This is a genomic window from Escherichia sp. R1 (genome assembly GCF_003000935.1).
In the GTDB taxonomy this organism is placed as follows: domain Bacteria; phylum Pseudomonadota; class Gammaproteobacteria; order Enterobacterales; family Enterobacteriaceae; genus Escherichia; species Escherichia coli.
In genome coordinates this window covers 105825-126183 of record NZ_PSRU01000018.1, presented here as the reverse complement: position 1 = coordinate 126183, position 20359 = coordinate 105825, and the positions used below count along the sequence as shown (strand labels likewise).

The 20359-nt window shown below is 47.7% G+C and carries 17 protein-coding genes and 5 pseudogenes; 20 read left to right on the top strand and 2 right to left on the bottom strand.

The features are described 5' to 3' along the window. From C4F37_RS20610 to C4F37_RS20575, 7 genes and pseudogenes are all read left to right on the top strand, one after another. Window positions 1-847, top strand: an 847-nt coding sequence (locus tag C4F37_RS20610) for an IS30-like element IS30 family transposase (protein ID WP_096989537.1), incomplete at its 5' end; no start/stop codon positions are given. 9 nt (window positions 848-856) lie between these two features. Continuing rightward, window positions 857-1403, top strand: a pseudogene (locus C4F37_RS20605) (IS3 family transposase); the annotation flags it as partial. 326 nt (window positions 1404-1729) lie between these two features. After that, on the top strand, window positions 1730-2806 hold the full coding sequence (locus tag C4F37_RS20595) for an IS110-like element ISEc21 family transposase (protein WP_001538622.1): 1077 nt from the start codon (window positions 1730-1732) through the stop codon (window positions 2804-2806). A gap of 16 nt (window positions 2807-2822) precedes the next feature. Continuing rightward, window positions 2823-3131: pseudogene (locus tag C4F37_RS20590) on the top strand (IS3 family transposase); the annotation flags it as partial. Between the two features lie 21 nt (window positions 3132-3152). Continuing rightward, window positions 3153-4040: pseudogene (locus C4F37_RS20585) on the top strand (replication protein). Further along, window positions 4037-4738 (top strand): replication protein P, encoded by a 702-nt coding sequence (locus tag C4F37_RS20580; RefSeq protein ID WP_001538625.1) that lies wholly within the window; start codon window positions 4037-4039, stop codon window positions 4736-4738. Before C4F37_RS20585 ends, C4F37_RS20580 begins: the two are co-directional and overlap by 4 nt. A gap of 249 nt (window positions 4739-4987) precedes the next feature. Next, on the top strand, window positions 4988-8539 hold the full coding sequence (locus tag C4F37_RS20575) for an inverse autotransporter beta domain-containing protein (RefSeq protein ID WP_001773871.1): 3552 nt from the start codon (window positions 4988-4990) through the stop codon (window positions 8537-8539). 36 nt (window positions 8540-8575) lie between these two features. Here C4F37_RS20575 and C4F37_RS20570 read toward each other — a convergent pair whose 3' ends face one another. Further along, a complete protein-coding gene (locus C4F37_RS20570; protein ID WP_000700202.1) occupies window positions 8576-9619 on the bottom strand; it encodes an alpha/beta hydrolase in 1044 nt (347 codons plus the stop codon). A 349-nt stretch (window positions 9620-9968) separates the two neighbouring features. On the opposite strand from C4F37_RS20570, the gene C4F37_RS20565 reads away from it, so the two are divergent. The 7 genes from C4F37_RS20565 (at window position 9969) to quuD (ending at window position 11940) form a co-directional block, all read left to right on the top strand. Further along, window positions 9969-10070 carry a hypothetical protein gene (locus C4F37_RS20565; protein WP_072093903.1) on the top strand — a complete coding sequence of 34 codons (102 nt, stop codon included), beginning with the start codon at window positions 9969-9971 and terminating at the stop codon, window positions 10068-10070. Beyond that, entirely contained in the window at window positions 10067-10522 is a 456-nt protein-coding gene (gene ybcN, locus C4F37_RS20560; RefSeq protein WP_001053004.1) for a DNA base-flipping protein YbcN, read from the top strand. Before C4F37_RS20565 ends, ybcN begins: the two co-directional genes overlap by 4 nt. Continuing rightward, window positions 10522-10692, top strand: a complete 171-nt coding sequence (locus tag C4F37_RS20555; RefSeq protein ID WP_001538627.1) for a NinE family protein — start codon at window positions 10522-10524, stop codon at window positions 10690-10692. Before ybcN ends, C4F37_RS20555 begins: the two co-directional genes overlap by 1 nt. Further along, entirely contained in the window at window positions 10685-10975 is a 291-nt protein-coding gene (locus C4F37_RS20550; protein WP_000774478.1) for a DUF1364 domain-containing protein, read from the top strand. Before C4F37_RS20555 ends, C4F37_RS20550 begins: the two co-directional genes overlap by 8 nt. Further along, on the top strand, window positions 10972-11334 hold the full coding sequence (gene rusA / locus C4F37_RS20545) for a crossover junction endodeoxyribonuclease RusA (protein WP_001538628.1): 363 nt from the start codon (window positions 10972-10974) through the stop codon (window positions 11332-11334). The genes C4F37_RS20550 and rusA overlap by 4 nt, the downstream gene beginning before the upstream one ends. Continuing rightward, window positions 11331-11471 (top strand): YlcG family protein, encoded by a 141-nt coding sequence (locus tag C4F37_RS20540; RefSeq protein ID WP_000971095.1) that lies wholly within the window; start codon window positions 11331-11333, stop codon window positions 11469-11471. The genes rusA and C4F37_RS20540 overlap by 4 nt, the downstream gene beginning before the upstream one ends. An 85-nt stretch (window positions 11472-11556) precedes the next feature. Beyond that, window positions 11557-11940 carry an antitermination protein QuuD gene (quuD, locus tag C4F37_RS20535; protein ID WP_001204794.1) on the top strand — a complete coding sequence of 128 codons (384 nt, stop codon included), beginning with the start codon at window positions 11557-11559 and terminating at the stop codon, window positions 11938-11940. A gap of 188 nt (window positions 11941-12128) precedes the next feature. On the opposite strand, the gene ompC is transcribed toward quuD, so the two are convergent. Continuing rightward, window positions 12129-13211: a porin OmpC gene (ompC, locus tag C4F37_RS20530; RefSeq protein WP_000737271.1), complete on the bottom strand. Its 1083-nt coding sequence runs from the start codon at window positions 13209-13211 to the stop codon at window positions 12129-12131. A 589-nt stretch (window positions 13212-13800) separates the two neighbouring features. Here ompC and essD point away from each other — a divergent pair. The 6 genes and pseudogenes from essD to C4F37_RS20505 form a co-directional block, all read left to right on the top strand. Next, window positions 13801-14016 carry a phage lysis protein EssD gene (essD, locus tag C4F37_RS20525; RefSeq protein WP_000839596.1) on the top strand — a complete coding sequence of 72 codons (216 nt, stop codon included), beginning with the start codon at window positions 13801-13803 and terminating at the stop codon, window positions 14014-14016. Further along, window positions 14016-17606 carry a phage attachment tail tip protein J gene (gpJ, locus tag C4F37_RS20520; protein ID WP_001556898.1) on the top strand — a complete coding sequence of 1197 codons (3591 nt, stop codon included), beginning with the start codon at window positions 14016-14018 and terminating at the stop codon, window positions 17604-17606. The genes essD and gpJ overlap by 1 nt, the downstream gene beginning before the upstream one ends. Before the next feature lie 58 nt (window positions 17607-17664). After that, a pseudogene (locus C4F37_RS28455) lies at window positions 17665-18028 on the top strand (prophage tail fiber N-terminal domain-containing protein); the annotation flags it as partial. A 443-nt stretch (window positions 18029-18471) separates the two neighbouring features. After that, window positions 18472-19725, top strand: a complete 1254-nt coding sequence (locus C4F37_RS28450; RefSeq protein ID WP_414024920.1) for a phage head spike fiber domain-containing protein — start codon at window positions 18472-18474, stop codon at window positions 19723-19725. Then, window positions 19722-20000 carry a hypothetical protein gene (locus C4F37_RS20510; protein WP_000654168.1) on the top strand — a complete coding sequence of 93 codons (279 nt, stop codon included), beginning with the start codon at window positions 19722-19724 and terminating at the stop codon, window positions 19998-20000. Before C4F37_RS28450 ends, C4F37_RS20510 begins: the two co-directional genes overlap by 4 nt. Before the next feature lie 12 nt (window positions 20001-20012). Then, window positions 20013-20303: pseudogene (locus C4F37_RS20505) on the top strand (hypothetical protein); the annotation flags it as partial. Window positions 20304-20359: the final 56 nt, after the last annotated feature.

Here is a 20359-nt window from a genome sequence, read left to right as displayed (position 1 = left end):
CTATTACAAAGCTGTTGATGCTAATAACCGAGCCAACAGAATGGCGAAAAGGCCAAAACCGTGCTTACTGGATCAAAATTTACCATTGCGAAAGCTTGTTCTGGAAAAGCTGGAGATGAAATGGTCTCCAGAGCAAATATCAGGATGGTTAAGGCGAACAAAACCACGTCAAAAAACGCTGCGAATATCACCTGAGACAATTTATAAAACGCTGTACTTTCGTAGCCGTGAAGCGCTACACCACCTGAATATACAGCATCTGCGACGGTCGCATAGCCTTCGCCATGGCAGGCGTCATACCCGCAAAGGCGAAAGAGGTACGATTAACATAGTGAACGGAACACCAATTCACGAACGTTCCCGAAATATCGATAACAGACGCTCTCTGGGACATTGGGAGGGCGATTTAGTCTCAGGTACAAAAAACTCTCATATAGCCACACTTGTAGACCGAAAATCACGTTATACGATCATCCTTAGACTCAGGGGCAAAGATTCTGTCTCAGTAAATCAGGCTCTTACCGACAAATTCCTGAGTTTACCGTCAGAACTCAGAAAATCACTGACATGGGACAGAGGAATGGAACTGGCCAGACATCTAGAATTTACTGTCAGCACCGGCGTTAAAGTTTACTTCTGCGATCCTCAGAGTCCTTGGCAGCGGGGAACAAATGAGAACACAAATGGGCTAATTCGGCAGTACTTTCCTAAAAAGACATGTCTTGCCCAATATACTCAACATGAACTAGATCTGGTTGCTGCTCAGCTAAACAACAGACCGAGAAAGACACTGAAGTTCAAAACACCGAAAGAGATAATTGAAAGGGGTGTTGCATTGACAGATTGAATCTACAACCGCGCTCTTGATGTCAGACTCCCTGAACAGTTCTCGATAATCGGGAAACTCAGAGCGCATTATCCTGTGGTCACACTCTGCCATGTGTTCGGGGTTCATCGCAGCAGCTACAGATACTGGAAAAACCGTCCTGAAAAACCAGACGGCAGACGGGCTGTATTACGCAGTCAGGTACTTGAGTTGCATAACATCAGGTTCTGCCGGGGCAAGAAGCATCGCCACAATGGCAACCCTGAGAGGCTTCAGAATGGGGCGCTGGCTTGCCGGCAGGCTCATGAAAGAACTGGGACTGGTCAGTTGCCAGCAGCCTGCGCACCGTTATAAACGAGGTGGTCGTGAACATGTCACTATCCCGAATCACCTTGGGCGGCAGTTCGCAGTGACAGAGCCAAATCAGGTATGGTGCGGCGACGTGACGTACATCTGGACGGGGAAACGTTGGGCATACCTTGCCGTTGTTCTCGACCTGTTTGCAAGGAAACCGGTAGGTTGGGCAATGTCGTTCTCTCCGGACAGCAGACTGACCATCAAAGCGCTGAAAATGGCCTAGGAAATCCGCAGTAAACCAGCCGGGGTAATGTTCCACAGCGATAGTAATAATGCCGGTATCAGTTTTTATCATCACTCTGTTTGCTGTTTAACCAGACTGGTGTGATTACTGATGCAGTGAAGACCTTCCCGCATCCTGACTCACACAGCGATCGACCCTTTGTGTCCTGCCCTGGACCTGTCGGTTGCCGGAAGCGCCTTCATGCGAGGCGTCTCCTCACCGATGCGCGTGACTCAAGAAGGGCCTGACGGTTTGTCTCGTTACTGTCCTGTCCGGGTTATCTGTCTGGAGATTCAACTCTGTTTCCTCACAGGAGCTCTGTTATGGCAGGTAAAGTTACGGAAACCGCTGTTGTGGGTGGCGTGGATACACATAAAGATCTGCACGTTGCCGCTGTCGTAGATCAGAACAATAAAGTTCTGGGGACCCAGTTTTTCTCCACAATACGGCAAGGTTACCGGCAGATGCTGGCATGGATGACTTCGTTTGGGGCATTAAAGCGAATTGGTGTTGAGTGTACTGGCACCTATGGATCAGGTCTGCTTCGCTATTTACAGAATGCCGGGTTAGACGTTCTTGAGGTGACTGCGCCAGATCGGATGGAGCGACGCAAACGGGGTAAAAGTGACACGATTGATGCTGAATGTGCCGCTCACGCCGCATTCTCCCGAATAAGAACCGTCACACCCAAAACGCGCAATGGCATGATTGAGTCTCTGCGGGTATTAAAAACTTGCCGAAAAACAGCAATATCAGCCCGCAGAGTCGCTCTCCAGATTATCCATTCCAATATTATCTCTGCCCCGGATGAATTACGTGAACAGCTCAGAAATATGACGCGCATGCAGCTCATCAGGACTCTGGGATCCTGGCGGCCTGATGCCAGTGAATACCGCAATGTTACCAACGTTTATCGTATTTCATTAAAGTCCCTTGCCCGACGCTATCTCGAGTTACATGACGAAATCGCTGATTTGGATGTCATGATTGCGGCAATTGTCGATGAGCTGGCGCCTGAACTGATTAAACGTAATGCTATTGGATACGAAAGCGCTTCGCAGTTGCTGATCACGGCAGGAGACAATCCCCAACGATTAAGATCAGAATCAGGTTTTGCGGCACTGTGTGGTGTCAGCCCTGTTCCCGTATCTTCAGGAAAAACGAATCGTTATCGACTTAACCGGGGTGGAGATCGTGCTGCAAATAGTGCACTTCACATCATTGCCATCGGACGTTTGCGAACTGACGATAAAACGAAGGAATATGTCGCCAGACGAGTAGCGGAAGGGCATACAAAAATGGAAGCAATACGCTGCCTGAAGCGCTATATCTCACGCGAAGTTTATACATTACTGCGTAATCAAAACAGGCAGCTCAACAGCATCCCGATAACGGCTTGACTCTTAGAAGGGCGTCCAGGGCAGCCACTATACAAGCAGGCAGTTCCGGCAGTTACTGTGGCGTTACCAGATCAAACAGAGTCTGAGTCGACGAGGAAATTGCTGGGATAACAGCCCGATGGAGCGCTTCTTCAGGAGTCTGAAAAACGAGTGGATACCGGTGACGGGTTACATGAACTTCAGCGATGCTGCCCATGAAATAACGGACTATATCGTTGGGTATTACAACGCGCTCAGGCCGCACGAATATAACGGTGGGTTGCCACCAAATGAATCGGAAAACCGATACTGGAAAAACTCTAAAGCGGTGGCCAGTTTTTGTTGACCACTACAAAACACTGCTGAGATATTCAATTTTCCAGTGCCGGATGTGGCACAAAAGGAGCGGCGCGTGGCAGATCTCGACGATGGTTATACGCGCATTGCAAATGAGTTGCTGGAAGCTGTGATGCTGGCCGGATTAACACAGCACCAGTTTCTGGTCTTCCTGGCTGTCATGCGCAAAACATATGGCTTTAATAAAAGACTGGATTGGGTGAGCAACGAGCAACTTTCCGAATTGACCGGGATATTGCCGCACAAGTGTTCTGCTGCAAAAAGCGTTCTGGTAAAGCGTGGGATTTTTATTCAGAGCGGGCGGAATATCGGCATTAATAATGTGGTCAGTGAATGGTCAACATTACCCGAATCAGGTAAGAAAAATAAAGTTTACCTGAAAGAGGTAAATTTACCTGAATCAGGTAAGAAAAGTTTACCCAAATCAGGTAAACACAAAAGACAAACTAACAAAAGACAATATAAAACCTTTTTCGTCCGAGAATTCTGACGAATCCTCTGACCAGCCAGAAAACGATCTTCCTGTGGTGAAACCGGATGCTGCAATTCAGAGCGGCAGCAAGTGGGGGACAGCAGAAGACCTGATCGCCGCAGAGTGGATGTTTGACATGGTGAAGACCATCGCGCCATCAGCCAGAAAACCGAATTTGCAGGGTGGGCTAACGATATCCGCCTGATGCGTGAACGTGACGGACGTAACCACCGCGACATGTGTGTACTGTTCCGCTGGGCATGCCAGGACAACTTTTGGTCTGGTAACGTGCTGAGCCCGGCCAAACTTCGCGACAAGTGGACCCAACTCGAAATCAACCGTAACAAACAACAGGCTGGCGTGACAGCCGGAAAACCAAAACTCGACCTGACAAACACTGACTGGATTTACGGGGTGGATTTATGAAAAACATCGCCGCACAGATGGTTAACTTTGACCGTGAGCAGATGCGTCGGATCGCCAACAATATGCCGGAACAGTACGACGAAAAGCCGCAGGTACAACAGGTAGCGCAGATCATCAATGGTGTGTTCAGCCAGTTACTGGCAACTTTCCCGGCGAGCCTGGCTAACCGGGACCAGAACGAACTGAACGAAATTCGCCGCCAGTGGGTGCTGGCTTTCCGGGAAAACGGGATCACCACAATGGAACAGGTTAACGCAGGAATGCGCGTAGCCCGTCGGCAGAATCGACCATTCCTGCCATCACCCGGGCAGTTTGTTGCATGGTGCCGTGAAGAAGCATCCGTTATTGCCGGACTGCCAAACGCCAGCGAGCTGGTTGATATGGTTTACGAGTATTGCCGGAAGCGTGGCCTGTATCCGGATGCAGAGTCTTATCCGTGGAAATCAAACGCGCACTACTGGCTGGTTACTAGCCTGTACCAGAATATGCGGGCCAATGCGCTTACTGATACGGAATTACGGCGCAAGGCTGCCGATGAACTGACTTGTATGACCGCGCGAATTAACCGTGGTGAGGCGATACCTGAACCAGTAAAACAACTTCCTGTCATGGGCGGTAGACCTCTAAATCGTGTTCAGGCGCTGGCGAAGATCGCAGAAATCAAAGCTAAGTTCGGGCTGAAAGGAGTGATGAAATAGAGCTAAAGTATTAGCTTAAAAATAAAGTATACCTAGCGAATATAATCTAGGACTAGTTGTTATGCCCGAAATGATTGATTGCGTGAGTAACAAAGTGTCTCTTCCATTGTTGTGAAATCATTTAGCCATAAAGTTTATGCAGAGATTTTATTTTATTTTTGAGTTGATTTTTTTGTAACGATCTGTATATTTCGCGCCTCTTGTCATACCAGTTATTTTTTTCATTATATTCATAACGTTGATTGAACTATGACCACTGTGAATAAAAAGTTAAAAAAAACTGCATCTGGCGCGATTACATGGTCGGTAATTGTTACCCAGATATTATCTCCAGTTTCTCTTTCTTTGATCCCAGCAAACAGTTTTGCATCATCTGGTAATAAAGATGTTACGCAAACTTATGCCAGCGATGAGCATGCAAATAAAGTGGCCTCATTTGCAGCAAGTGCAGGTCAGAGCCTGGCGAATAATAATGCAAGTAGTTTTGCTGTAAATACTTTATCAACTCAGGCGACAAAAGAGGTCGTCGACTGGTTGCAACAATATGGCAATGCGCGCATCAAGCTTAATGTCGATGATTCTTTTTCCTTGAAGGATTCATCATTCGACTTTTTATATCCATGGCTGGATACTCAGGATTATGTGTTATTCAGTCAGACATCACTACATCGTACTGATGACCGAAATCAGACCAATATTGGTTTGGGGATTCGTCATTTCACTCCTGATAACGCAATGTTGGGTGCGAATGTTTTTTATGATTACGATTTAAGTCGCAGTCACTCTCGTGCAGGTTTTGGGGTTGAGTACTGGAGGGATTATTTCAGGCTTGGTGTAAATACCTATTTTGGTCTATCTGACTGGAAGAACAGTCGGGATATTGATGATTATCTGGAAAGACCTGCAAATGGCTGGGATTTTTCTGCTGAAGGATGGCTACCTGCTTATCCGCAATTAGGGGCATCTATTCAGTTTGAAAAATATTATGGTAAAAATGTCGGGTTATTTGGAAGCGATAACCTTCAGGAAAACCCTTACGCAGTTACTGGGGGAATTTCTTATACACCAGTTCCTCTGATTAAGTTTTCTGCACAGCATAAGCAAGGACAGAGCAACGTTCACGATACAACCTTCGGTGTTGAGTTTAATTATCGCCCGGGCGTTTCCCTGGCTGAACAGCTTAGCAGCGATAATGTTGCAGTTATGCGAGAAGTCCAGAATCGGCGTTATGATTTTGTTGAACGAAATAACAACATTGTTCTGGAGTACAAGAAGAAGCATGCACTGAAAATCAGTTTGCCAGAGTCTGTTCAGGGGGAGGGGGAATCAATCATCCCTGTAACACTGACAATCAACAATGCTAGTGGTGGTATCAAGTCTGTACAGTGGAATGATAGTGCATTCACTGCGGCTGGCGGCAAGATCAGTGGAAATGGCACATCATGGCAGATCACTTTACCGGCTTATAAAAGCGAAGGTGTAAATTCGTGGAATGTTGGAGCCACAGTCCAGGATAACAGAGGCAATGTTTCCAACTATGCCGTTATGAATATCAGCGTTAATAATAGTGGTGTCTCGACAGCGGATTCATCTTTTACGCTGGATGGGGATTCGTCTCCGACGATCTCTGCTGATGGTCAATCCACTTATCCAATAGTATTAAGCCTGAAAGACAGTAACGGTAAGGCATTAACCGGACTGGCTGATGACATTGAAATGTCTGTGGAATTTACTGCGGATAGCAATAGTGCTCGACAGCGTGAAACGGTAACTGCTCCGTCATTAGGCGCGGTAGAGGAAATCTCTGCTGGTGTATATCGCTCTGTTCTGGCTGCTGGTTCGCAGGCTGGGACGGTACGTGTAACTGCAAAAGTTCAGGGAAAAACATTTACTCTCAGTATTAAGCAAACAGCAGCAACAGAACCTGATTCTGAGGTCAGTGCTGTTTTAACCGCTGCACCAGCAGAACAGGTAGTTGGTTACAATATCAATCTACAACTGGCAGTGAAGGATTCACAAGGAAATGCAATCACTGGTGATAACACTCTGAGCTTTTATGCTCTTAACCAGGCAGAAGGAGTCGAGTTTGGGACTGTAACGGAAAAAGACGGTGTCTATAGCGCGACAGTAACTTCAAAACGAGCTGGTAAGATTACTATCGGTGTTAAATCTGATAGTCATGATTTCTCAGGTGTTAAGAAAGAAATCACCTTTATTGAGGACCGGCAGCAGGTTACATTCTCTCAGTTTGAAGCCAGCCAAAATAATGCATTGGCTGATGGAAAACAGAGAAATATGGTAACTGTAAGCCTTGCGGACCGTTTCGGCAATGTTGTTCCTGGTTATGCTGTCACATTGTCTTTACCAGCAGGGATAACTCAAGTTGGTGGTGAACATGCTGTTTCAACTGACGAAAATGGTAATGCTATTTTTGCGTTAATAAGCTCCACTCCGGGGTCTTACGTGATTACAGCTCATGCTGGTTCTCAGATGTCTACTGAGTTAACAGTGACCTTTGCATCAAATATGACCGGAGCTTCACTGTCACTGACGCCTGAAAGCAGTAGTTTAATTTCCAATATTCCTGCTAATGGTAAGGATGCAGCGGTATTAGATGTGCAGCTGACAAATACGAATGCGTCGGTCAATGGGCAAAAGATTCAGCTCATCACCTCATCTGAAGGATTATCTGTACCAACAAATATCGTGACTGATTCAACAGGGCATGTTTCTGTTCCGCTTACAACGGTGAAAGCTGGTGAGTACACGGTGACTGCACGGGTGACTGACGGTTCCCATAGCGTGGAATCTGGCAGCGTTAAGTTAACTTTTGTGCCCGATGTTGCTTCTGCAGAACTTACTATGAGTGTATCAAAACAGGAGATTGTGGCCGATGGCAGTGAAAACGCAACAGTAAACATTCAGTTGGTTGATGCGAATAACAATGCGTTTACAGGTGAGGTGGATTTAACGATTACACCATCGACGGGAGCATCATTGACCAGTAGTAATCTGCAACTGGATGCTCATGGACAGGCAACAACGCAGTTCACTGCATCGAAATCAGGCCAGTACACAATTCAGGCCGAGTATGTTCTGGATGGGAAACGCATAACCGCAAGCCAGAATATTGATGCCGTGACGGATGTGAAGGGGGCTGTGTTGGAGATCACATCATCTGCATCTTCGGCTGTAGTGAGCGATACCAACAATCTGGTATTTACGTTACTGTTGAAAAGTAAGTCAGGCGAAGCATTAAGTGGTCGAGCATTGAATGTTAAGACATCTGGGCCGTCTAAATATGGTGCGTTGGTGGTTGATAAAACCACAGTAACGACTGATGAGAACGGTCAGGCTACGGTAAGCGTACATGGTCGAACGGTTGGTTCGTATAAATTAACGGCGACCTTAAACGAACTTGGCAGTGATGTTAGCGCGGTGAAATCATTCTCCCTGTACGCTGATGACGCAAATGGAGTATTGACTCTAACAAAAGATCCTGGTTATGAGACAAACGATGGCTCTCCAGTAGGTATTTATGCTCGATTTGTCGATCATTTTGGAAACCCATTATCTGGTACGGTTGAGTTTTCTGCTGGTAGTGAAGATAGTCCAGACTCTCAACGGGTCAAAATGGAGCCTGCTACAGTAACGTTACACTGGACAGGTAATGCAGCTTCGGAATTCAGCACCTATGAAAGTGGTTATCACTGGATTAAGGCCAAAATAACGAATAGCAAAAATACATATGAGAAAACAATAAGGACTTATGTTGTAAAACTACCTGAAAAGGATAGTTAACAAAATTGAATGGGGAGGGCTTAGCCCTCCCTCTTTTTACAGGTTAGCGTTTGGGTTTTGTTGTTGGGGAGCTGTTTTTATAGGCGCTCCCAGGTTTTTAGTAAACCACTCAACGACTCTGTTTATAATAATTGGCTGATACCATGTCTTATCGCCATGCTCGGCCCCTTCTACCAGCACGTACTCAGCGTTATCGCCGTTCTTCTTCAACATCCTGAATAGTTTGGCGCTTTGCTCAGGTGAAACCAGAGTGTCTTTGCTACCATGCATAATAAGAAATGGGGGTTTTACTCCTTTCATATGTCCGATTGGACTGGCGTTTAGCGCTTTTTCTTTTGACGCTGTGATGGGGGCTCCCGCAAAATTTCTGAATGCAGGGCCATTGATCATTAAGGCTTCGGTTACGGCAGGAGAGCGATGAACCTCCTGCACTGATTCAGGGAACCCCTCGCCAATATTCAACAAGTCAGAAATCCCATAAAGTGTGGCAACTGCCTGAACATCTGAGGATTGCTGAAGAAAGTCACCTTTATCAAAGGTTTTGTCACCATTTGTAGTTCCCATCATCTGAGCAAGCCATCCACCGGCAGAGTCACCCAGAACTCCGATTCTTTGAGGATCAATCCCATAATTGCTGGCATGCTCTCTCAGGTAACGTATTGCAGCTTTTCCATCCTCAACTGGTGCTGGAAATGTATCAGGAATTGTTCTGTATTCTACAGCGGCCACAACAAAACCAGCTTCTGCCAGAGCCATTCTCATTTCAATAAATTTGTCATGTTCAGAAGACATGAATCCGCCGCCGGGATAATAAATAATGGCTGGTTTTAAATCATTTGTTCGCGGGACAAGAACTGACATGTGAAGCTGTCTGACAGAACGAGTTCCTTTTATCTGGGAATAAACAACATCACCAATGAGATCGACTTGGTTTCTGGTCGGTGAAACACTAATGATATCTGCACCCGGGGTGTAACCAGGAAGATTAGTCTGGACAGGTGTTGCACAACTCCCGACCGACATGGCCATTGACATACCATACAATAGTGTTGCAGATGATAATATCTTGTTAATTTTCATGTTTTACATGCCTTGACTTATCGGATGAAATTCTCTTACTGAATTTAACGGCAGTTTAATAGCCGTACAACTCGTGGTAGCCAGGGAAATATCCCAGTCGTGGTTAAGGTTGTACTTGACGGCTATTATTTCAACAATGCTTAAAGTGAGAGCTTAAGGTTATGCGTATGTTTTACAGTCCGAGTAGATTCTGACCAATAGCTTCTTTGTATAATTCTGTCAGAAATAAATCTTGGCTTGCATGAAGTTTGAGACCTTATCTTGTTTGATTATGAATAATCAATTCGCCATAATTGTATCACCGGAGCCTGAACAACTCCGGTGACTTCTGCGCTAAACGGGGACGTTTATGCGCACACACAATCCAAACTCTCTTCTCCCTTCACAGATGCAGAAATGCACCTGCGTTTTTTTGCATCCAGCGTCTGACCTCTGTGGAGGTGAAGCGTGAACCTACCACAAGATGGCATCAAACTGCATCGCGGTAACTTCATCGCTATCGGCCAGCAGATCCAGCCTTATCTGGAGGACGGAAAATGCTTTCGCATGGTGCTTAAACCGTGGCGTGAGAAACGCAGTCTTTCCCAGAATGCACTCAGCCATATGTGGTACAGCGAAATCAGTGAATACCTCATCAGCAGGGGGAAATCGTTCGCTACCGCAGCATGGGTAAAAGATGCTCTCAAACACACATACCTCGGTTATGAAACCAAGGACCTGGTTGATGTCGTAACCGGCGAAATCACTACTATCCAGTCGTTACGCCATACCTCCGATCTTGATACCGGAGAGATGTATGTCTTCCTGTGTAAGGTTGAAGCCTGGGCGATGAATATTGGCTGCCACCTGACTATTCCGCAGAGCTGCGAGTTCCAGCTGCTGCGCGACAAGCAGGAGGCGTAATGGCTACACCGCTTATTCGTGTCATGAACGGACACATCTACAAAGTACCAAATCGTCGTAAGTGTAAACCTGAGCTGAAGCCATCCGAAATACCAACACTGCTCGGGTATACCGCCAGCCTGGTTGATAAAAAATGGTTGCGACTGGCAGCAAGGAGGAATCATGGCTGATTTAAGAAAAGCAGCGCGTGGTCGGGAATGCCAGGTAAGAATCCCTGGCGTATGTAATGGCAATCCTGAAACGTCAGTACTGGCACATATCCGGCTGGCTGGATTGTGCGGTACCGGTATCAAACCGCCAGACCTGATTGCCACCATTGCATGTTCTGCCTGCCACGACGAAATCGACCGTCGCACGCATTTTGTTGACGCTGGATATGCAAAAGAATGCGCGCTGGAAGGTATGGCGAGAACACAGGTTATCTGGTTGAAAGAGGGGGTTATTGAGGCGTGAATACCTACAGCATCACATTACCCTGGCCTCCGAGCAATAATCGCTATTACCGCCATAATCGTGGGCGCACGCACGTCAGCGCAGAGGGGCAGGCATACTGCGATAACGTCGCCCGAATCATTAAAAACGCAATGCTGGATATCGGCTTGGCTATGCCAGTGAAAATCAGCATTGAGTGCCACATGCCGGATCGCCGTCGCCGTGACCTTGATAATCTGCAAAAGGCCGCTTTTGACGCACTCACCAAAGCAGGTTTCTGGCTGGATGATGCTCAGGTCGTTGATTACCGCGTTGTGAAGATGCCCGTTACCAAAGGTGGGAAGCTGGAGCTGACTATCACTGAACTGGGAGATGAATGATGTTTGAGTCTTATATGGCAGAGCGTCTTCGCCGCCGCTGGGTGCGCCTGCGCTTATATCGTTTTCCTGGTTCTGTTTTGACCGATTACCGAATACTGAAGAATTACGCCAAAACCCTGACAGGAGCAGGAGTATGAAGTCAGAGATAACAATCAACTAATACTGTTTTGTTGATTTTTGCTTGTAATTGGCGTTCTGGTCTGATTTTTGTGGAGTAAGTTGATGCGTGATATTCAGATGGTTCTTGAGCGTTGGGGAGCGTGGGCGGCTAATAATCATGAAGATGTGACCTGGTCGTCCGTTGCCGCCGGTTTTAAGGGATTAATTCCTTCAAAAGTAAAATCTCGCCCGCAATGTTGTGACGATGACGCGATGATCATTTGCGGGTGCATGGCCCGTCTGAAAAAGAACAACAGCGATTTACACGATTTATTAGTAGATTATTATGTATGTGGTATGACATTCATGTCACTGGCAAGTAAGCATTGCTGCTCGGATGGTTATATCGGGAAAAGGTTACAGAAGGCTGAGGGCATAATTGAAGGGATGTTAATGGCATTAGATATCCGGTTAGATATGGATATCGTTGCTAATAATTCTAATTGATATGCAATTGTTTACTAAAAGTTATTAAAAATGGGGCGTGGAAACGCCCCCAAAATAAAGGGTAATATATAACAGAAGGTTTATATAGTAAGAAGCAAGGTAGTGCTTCTAAAGGAAGTGGCTTGAGGGCTCCACTTATATGTTGCGGAGGCAAAGCCTCCCGCAACATATCTTTTTCGTAAGTCAGATTAGAACTGATAAACCAGACCTACAGCGACGATGTCGTCGGTATCAATACCAGCTGTTTTGGTAAACTTACTATCGTCAATTAAGTTGATTTTGTAATCAACAAAAGTGGACATGTTTTTATTAAAGTAGTAAGTAGCACCGACATCGACATACTTGACTAAGTCTCGGTCACCATGAACACCAAGGTCTTTACCTTTTGACTGAAGGTAAGCAACAGATGGTCGCAGACCGAAGTCAAACTGATATTGTGCTACTGCTTCAAAGTTTTGTGCTTTGTTTGCAATATGGTTATTACCAAAAACGGTCATATTCTGAGTTTCAGAATATGTGGTAGCCAGATAGATATTGTTCGCATCATATTTCAGGCCTGCAGCCCATACTTCCGCATTTTTGCCGGAGGCATTGAATTTGCTCTTACCATAGGCGACCTGACCGTCAGTGCGATCTGATTTAGCATAGGTTGCACCCACGCCGAATCCTTCATACTCATAAGTAGTGGAGAAACCGAAACCATCACCATTGGCTTCAGTTACGTCAGTGCGGTCATTTTTACCCTGATACTGAGCAGCAAAGTTCAGGCCATCGACCAGACCAAAGAAGTCGTTGTTACGATAAGTTGCAACACCAGTAGTGCGACCAGTCATGAACACATCTGTTTGGGTCCAGGTATCACCACCGAATTCTGGCAGGACGTCAGTCCACGCACCGATGTCGTATGCTACACCGTAGTTACGGCCGTAATCGATTGAGCCGTAATCACCAAATTTCAGGCCTGCAAATGCAAGACGGGTTTTGTCTTTGGAAGAACCTTGAGATTCAGCACGGTTGCCTTTGAATTCATATTCCCACTGACCGAAACCAGTCAGTTGATCGTTGATTTGGGTTTCACCTTTGAAGCCAAGACGGGCATAAGTAGTATCACCATCATCTGCATCATTAGAGGAGAAGTAGTGCTTGGCATTAACTTTCCCGTATAGATCCAGCTTGTTACTGTCTTTATTATAAATTTCAGCTGCCTGAGCAGACATCGCCATCAGTACTGATGCAGCTACAGCAGAAATTGCCACTGTTAATTTTTTCATTGTACGCCCTTTTTTTTGAACTATTATTAAAAAATGATGTCACTGCGCGATAAATATTCATCTAATCAATGCGATTATTTCAAGATGTAAGTTTTAGTTTCTCATTTAATTTGTGAAGTAGATCTCTATTTTTATCTGAACCTTTTCTATCTAATCCTATTCATGGCTCTTGTTTGAACGAAAATAAATCTATTAGCTAATTTATATTAATGGCACTTATTTATAAGCGCCCTATAATTCTTTAACTTAATTTAAACAAACTAAAAATAACATCGGAAATTATTCATTGGTTATTTGTTGAAGTTTTCTTATGTATTTGTGGTGGTGTTTTGAACACTCGGTGGCATTCTCACAAATATCATTTAGTAGTTTACGTACGTAAAAAATTGGTTATGCTGTTAAGAGTGGTTACTTCGTCACACAGCTTAAACCCGCCGTCGAGCGGGTTTTTCCATTTTTTGAGTCTCGATATTAGCTGATAACCCAATACCTGAGTTATTCACTGACTCCGAATCTGTTACGTTTCTGCCTTTATTGCGATACGTAGTATCCCCTTAATTTACACCCGCTTTGTCTGCGGGGTGGGGTTATGAAATCCATGGATAAGTTAACAACGGGTGTCGCCTATGGCACCTCAGCAGGTAGTGCCGGGTACTGGTTTTTACAGTTGCTCGATAAAGTCACGCCCTCACAGTGGGCGGCAATAGGTGTGCTGGGTAGTCTGGTATTTGGCTTGCTGACGTATCTGACAAATCTTTATTTCAAGATTAAAGAAGATAAGCGTAAGGCTGCGAGAGGTGAATAATGTCGCCATCATTACGCAAGGCTATTGCTGCTGCTATTGGTGGTGGGGCTGTTGCCATAGCGTCTGTGCTCATCACTGGTCCGAGTGGTGACGATGGCCTGGAAGGTGTCAGCTACATACCATACAAAGATATTGTTGGTGTATGGACTGTATGTCACGGGCATACAGGAAAAGACATCATGCTCGGTAAAACGTATAAAGGCAGCAGTAAGGGGCATACCCCGCGCGAAGCGAAGGACAACCTGAAATCCACGCAGTTACTGAGTGTGATCGATGCCATCAGCGAAGGGCCGATTGAAGGTCCGGTGGATGGGTTAAAAAGCGTGCTACTGAACAGTACGCCGGTGCTGGACACTGAGGGGAATACCAATATCTCCGGTGTCACGGTGGTGTTCCGGGCAGGTGAGCAGGAGCAGACTCCGCCGGAGGGGTTTGAATCCTCCGGCTCCGAGACGGTGCTGGGTACGGAAGTGAAATACGACACGCCGATCACCCGCACCATCACGTCGGCAAACATCGACCGTCTGCGTTTTACCTTCGGTGTGCAGGCACTGGTGGAAACCACTTCAAAGGGTGACCGGAATCCGTCGGAAGTTCGCCTGCTGGTTCAGATACAGCGTAACGGTGGCTGGGTGACGGAAAAAGACATCACCATTAAGGGCAAAACCACCTCGCAGTATCTGGCCTCGGTGGTGGTGGATAACCTGCCTCCGCGCCCGTTCAATATCCGGATGCGCAGGATGACACCGGACAGCACCACAGACCAGCTGCAGAACAAAACGCTCTGGTCGTCATACACCGAAATCATCGATATGAAACAGTGCTACCCGAACACGGCACTGGTCGGTGTGCAGGTGGACTCGGAGCAGTTCGGCAGTCAGCAGGTGAGTCGTAATTATCATCTGCGCGGGCGCATTCTGCAGGTGCCGTCGAACTATAACCCGCAGACGCGACAATACAGCGGTATCTGGGACGGAACGTTAAAACCGGCATACAGCAACAACATGGCCTGGTGTCTGTGGGATATGCTGACCCATCCGCGCTACGGCATGGGGAAACGTCTTGGTGCGGCGGATGTGGACAAATGGGCGCTGTATGTCATCGGCCAGAATTGCGACCAGTCGGTGCCGGATGGTTTTGGTGGCACGGAGCCGCGCATCACCTGTAATGCCTGGCTGACCACACAGCGTAAGGCGTGGGATGTTCTCAGTGATTTCTGCTCGGCGATGCGCTGTATGCCGGTATGGAACGGGCAGACGCTGACGTTCGTGCAGGACCGGCCGTCGGATAAGGTGTGGACCTATAACCGCAGTAATGTGGTGATGCCGGATGATGGCGCGCCGTTCCGCTACAGTTTCAGCGCCCTGAAGGACCGCCATAATGCCGTTGAGGTGAACTGGATTGACCCGGATAACGGCTGGGAGACGGCGACAGAGCTTGTGGAGGACACGCAGGCCATTGCCCGTTACGGTCGTAACGTCACGAAGATGGATGCCTTTGGCTGTACCAGTCGGGGGCAGGCACACCGAGCCGGGCTGTGGCTGATTAAAACGGAACTGCTGGAAACGCAGACCGTGGATTTCAGCGTGGGCGCAGAAGGGCTTCGCCATGTGCCGGGCGATGTTATTGAAATCTGCGATGATGACTATGCGGGTATCAGCATCGGCGGGCGCGTGCTGGCGGTGAACAGCCAGACCCGGACGCTGACGCTCGACCGTGAAATCACTCTGCCATCCTCCGGTACCACGCTGATAAGCCTGGTTGACGGAAGCGGCAATCCGGTCAGCGTGGAGGTCCAGTCCGTCACCGACGGCGTGAAGGTAAAAGTGAGCCGGGTTCCTGACGGCGTTGCCGGATACAGCGTGTGGGGGCTGAAGTTGCCGACGTTGCGCCAGCGCCTGTTCCGCTGCGTGAGTATCCGTGAGAACGATGACGGCACGTATGCCATCACTGCCGTGCAGCATGTACCGGAAAAAGAGGCCATCGTGGATAACGGGGCGCACTTTGACGGCGACCAGAGCGGCACGGTGAATGGTGTCACGCCGCCAGCGGTGCAGCACCTGACTGCCGAAGTCACCGCAGACAGCGGGGAATATCAGGTGCTGGCGCGCTGGGACACGCCGAAGGTGGTGAAGGGGGTGAGCTTTATGCTTCGCCTGACCGTGGCAGCGGATGACGGCAGTGAGCGGCTGGTCAGCACGGCCCGGACGACGGAAACCACATACCGCTTCACGCAACTGGCGCTGGGGCGGTACACGCTGACAGTCCGGGCGGTAAATGCGTGGGGGCAGCAGGGCGATCCGGCGTCGGTATCGTTCCGGATTGCCGCACCGGCAGCACCGTCGAGGATTGATCTGACGCCGGGCTATTTTCAGATAACCGCCACGCCGCATCTTGCCGTTTATGACCCGACGGTACAGTTTGAATTCTGGTTCTCGGAAAAGCGGATTACCGATATCAGGCAGGTTGAAACCACAGCCCGCTATCTTGGCACGGCGCTGTACTGGATAGCTGCCAGTATCAATATTAAGCCGGGCCATGATTATTATTTTTATATCCGCAGTGTGAATACTGTTGGCAAATCGGCATTCGTGGAGGCTGTCGGTCAGGCGAGCGATGATGCTTCCGGCTATCTGGATTTTTTCAAAGGCCAGATAACTGAATCCCATCTCGGCAAGGAGCTGCTGGAAAAAGTCGAGCTGACGGAGGATAACGCCAGCAAACTGGAGGAGTTTTCGAAAGAGTGGAAAGACGCCAACGATAAATGGAATGCCATGTGGGGCGTCAAAATTGAGCAGACCGAAGACGGCAGGCATTATGTCGCGGGTATTGGCCTCAGCATGGAGGATACGGAGGAAGGCAAACTGAGCCAGTTCCTGGTTGCCGCTAACCGTATCGCGTTTATTGACCCGGCAAACGGGAATGAAACGCCGATGTTTGTGGCGCAGGGCAACCAGATATTCATGAACGAAGTGTTCCTGAAGTATCTGACGGCTCCCACCATTACCAGCGGCGGCAATCCGCCGGTATTTTCCCTGACACCGGACGGGCGGTTGACGGCGAAAAATGCCGATATCAGCGGTAACGTGAATGCGAACTCAGGGACGCTCAATAATGTCACGATTAACCAGAACTGTCGGATTCTGGGAAAACTGTCTGCCAACCAGATTGAAGGTGATATTGTCAAAACGGTGGGAAAAGCCTTTCCGAGAAATGGCAGTTATGCCAGCGGTACAATAACGGTCACTGTGTACGATGACCAGGCTTTTGACCGTCAGATAGTAATCCCACCCGTTCTGTTTCGCGGTGGTAAGCATGAAAACTTCAACAGCAACAACCAACAGTCATACTGGTATTCAACCTGTAAGCTGCAGGTACTGAAGAACGGACAGGAAATCTTTCAGCAACCCGCGACGGATGTCAGCAGGGTATTTTCATCCGTCATTGATATGCCAGCGGGACACGGCCATGTCACCCTGACTTTCAATGTTTCTTCATATGGTGCAAATAACTGGACGCCAACGACCAGTATCAGCGACCTTCTTGTTGTCGTGATGAAGAAATCAACAGCCGGTATCAGTATCAGTTGAATTTTATAACCCAAATACGGGCGCCAGAAATGGCGCCTTTTTTATTTGTGGAGTGAATATGGCAGTACAGATTTCAGGCGTGCTGAAAGACGGTGCAGGAAAACCAATACAGAACTGTACTATTCAGCTCAAAGCAAAGCGTAACAGCACCACGGTACTGGTGAACACGGTGGCCTCTGAAAATCCGGATGAAGCCGGGCGTTACAGCATGGATGTTGAGTATGGCCAGTACAGCGTCACCCTGCTGGTTGAAGGTTTTCCGCCTTCACATGCCGGGACCATTACCGTCTATGAAGGTTCCAGACCAGGTACGCTGAATGATTTTCTCGGTGCCATGACGGAAGATGATGTCATGCCGGAGGCATTGCGTCGTTTTGAGGTAATGGTGGAGGATGTGGCACGCAACGCTGAAGCCGCCTCTCAGAGCGCAGCGGCAGCAAAGAAATCAGAAACAGCAGCGGCATCGTCCAGGAACGCGGCGAAAACATCAGAGACGAATGCAGGTAACAGCGCGAAAGCGGCAGCTTCTTCAAAAACAGCCGCACAAAACGCAGCAACAGCGGCAGAACGTTCAGAGACAAATGCCCGTGCGTCAGAAGAAGCCTCCGCAGACAGTGAAGAGGCTTCCCGCCGTAATGCAGAGTCAGCCGCTGAAAATGCCGGAGTCGCCACCACAAAAGCGCGGGAGGCTGCAGCAGACGCAACAAAGGCCGGGCAGAAAAAGGATGAGGCTCTGTCGGCAGCGACACGAGCTGAAAAGGCGGCAGACCGCGCAGAAGCCGCAGCGGAAGTGACTGCAGAGCCCTATGCGAATATAGTGCCGCCGCTGCCTGATGTGTGGATACCGTTTAACGATTCACTGGATATGATTGCGGGTTTTTCTCCGGGCTATAAAAAAATAGCTATTGGTGACGATGTGGTTCAGGTCGCCAGTGATAAACAGGTTAATTTCAGTCGCGCATCAACGGCAACATATATCAACAAATCTGGCGAACTGAAAACGGCGGAAATTAATGAGCCGCGATTTGAGTGTGATGGCCTGCTTATTGAGGGACAAAGAACGAACTACATGCTCAATTCGGAAAGTCCAGCCAGCTGGGGGAAGTCATCAAACATGGATGTGCCCGAAACCGGGACGGATAGTTTTGGTTTTACTTATGGAAAGTTTGTCTGCAACGATTCTCTGGTTGGGCAAACTTCGGCTATTAATATGGCATCAATTGCTGCAACAAAGTCAGTTGATGTCTCAGGCGATAACAAGTACGTGACAACCTCATGCCGTTTTAAAACAGAACGACAGGTAAGGTTACGTATACGGTTTGATAAGTATGATGGTAGTGCAACAACTTTTCTTGGCGATGCGTACATTGATACGCAAACGCTTGAAATTAATATGACAGGTGGTGCTGCCGGCAGAATTACGGCACGAGTCAGGAAGGATAAGACCACGGGCTGGATTTTTGCAGAGGCAACGATTCAGGCAATTGATGGTGAGTTAAAAATAGGCTCTCAGATACAGTATTCTCCTGAGCAGGGTGGGGCAACAGTATCTGGTGACTATATTTATCTTGCCACCCCACAAGTAGAGAATGGGCCGTGTGTATCATCATTTATTATTTCAGGAGGCAGCGCAACGACAAGAGCCAGTGATTTGGTTAGTATCCCCACCAGAAATAATCTTTATAAGTTACCATTTACTTTTTTACTTGAGATTCATAAAAACTGGGATATTGCACCAAACGCCGCACCCCGCGTGTGGGATATAGCAGCAGCCAATACCGGGCAATCAGCAATTGCAGCAATCAACAGAGGTAGTGGTAAGTTATATATGAGTCTGTCAAACCCTTCAGGCTCGTATGTTAATAGCGCAGCGACAGATGTATTTGCAGAGAAAACCACATTTGGATGTATTGCAAAAGCTGATGGTCACTTTCATGTGGTGACAAATGGTAAAGCGGTTAATGAAGTTTATTGTGAATATAATGGCGTGACCGCTGATAAAAATATCCGATTTGGAGGGCAGACGAATACTGGAGAACGACATCTGTTTGGCCATATTCGCAATTTCCGCATATGGCATAAAGAATTAAATGACAGGCAATTAAAAGAGGTCGTATGAAAGATTTAACTTTGAAGTTTCATGACAAACTGCAGTTTAAGGCCTTCCTGTCATCTCTTGGCTGGGCGGAAGATGAAGACCTCCAGAATAAACTGTTAGTTGATGAAATTGGTTTCACCTACACAGAAACAGGGGTAACAGAAGAGGGAGAACCTGTCTGTATCCGGAATGATGGTTATTTTGTCAACATTCGCATTCTTGATGACTTGTTTGATGTTTCTGTATTCTCTGATTATGTCGTGGAGCTGGAAACACCGCTTCGGGAATGGAGCTGAAAGGAGGAAATAATGGATATAAGCCCCTTACTTCATGCACTTTGTGCTGTGGCTGCGCAGATACTGGTTGGTCTTTTTACCGGAAACTGGGCTTACGGAGCGATAGCCGGTTGTACGTTCTTCATTGCGCGTGAACATACCCAGGCAGAATATCGCTGGATTGAAATGTTCGGGCATGGCAAGCGAATGAATATGCCGTGGTGGGGCGGTTTTGATCCGCGTGCTTGGGATGTGGCAAGCCTGATGGATTTTGCTGTGCCGGTGGTGGCGTGTCTGCTGGTCTGGCTGTTGGTTAATCGTGGGCGAAAAAAGGTGAGCTGTATATGCAACGGAGGAAGAAACCCCGTTGCTGGAAGCCA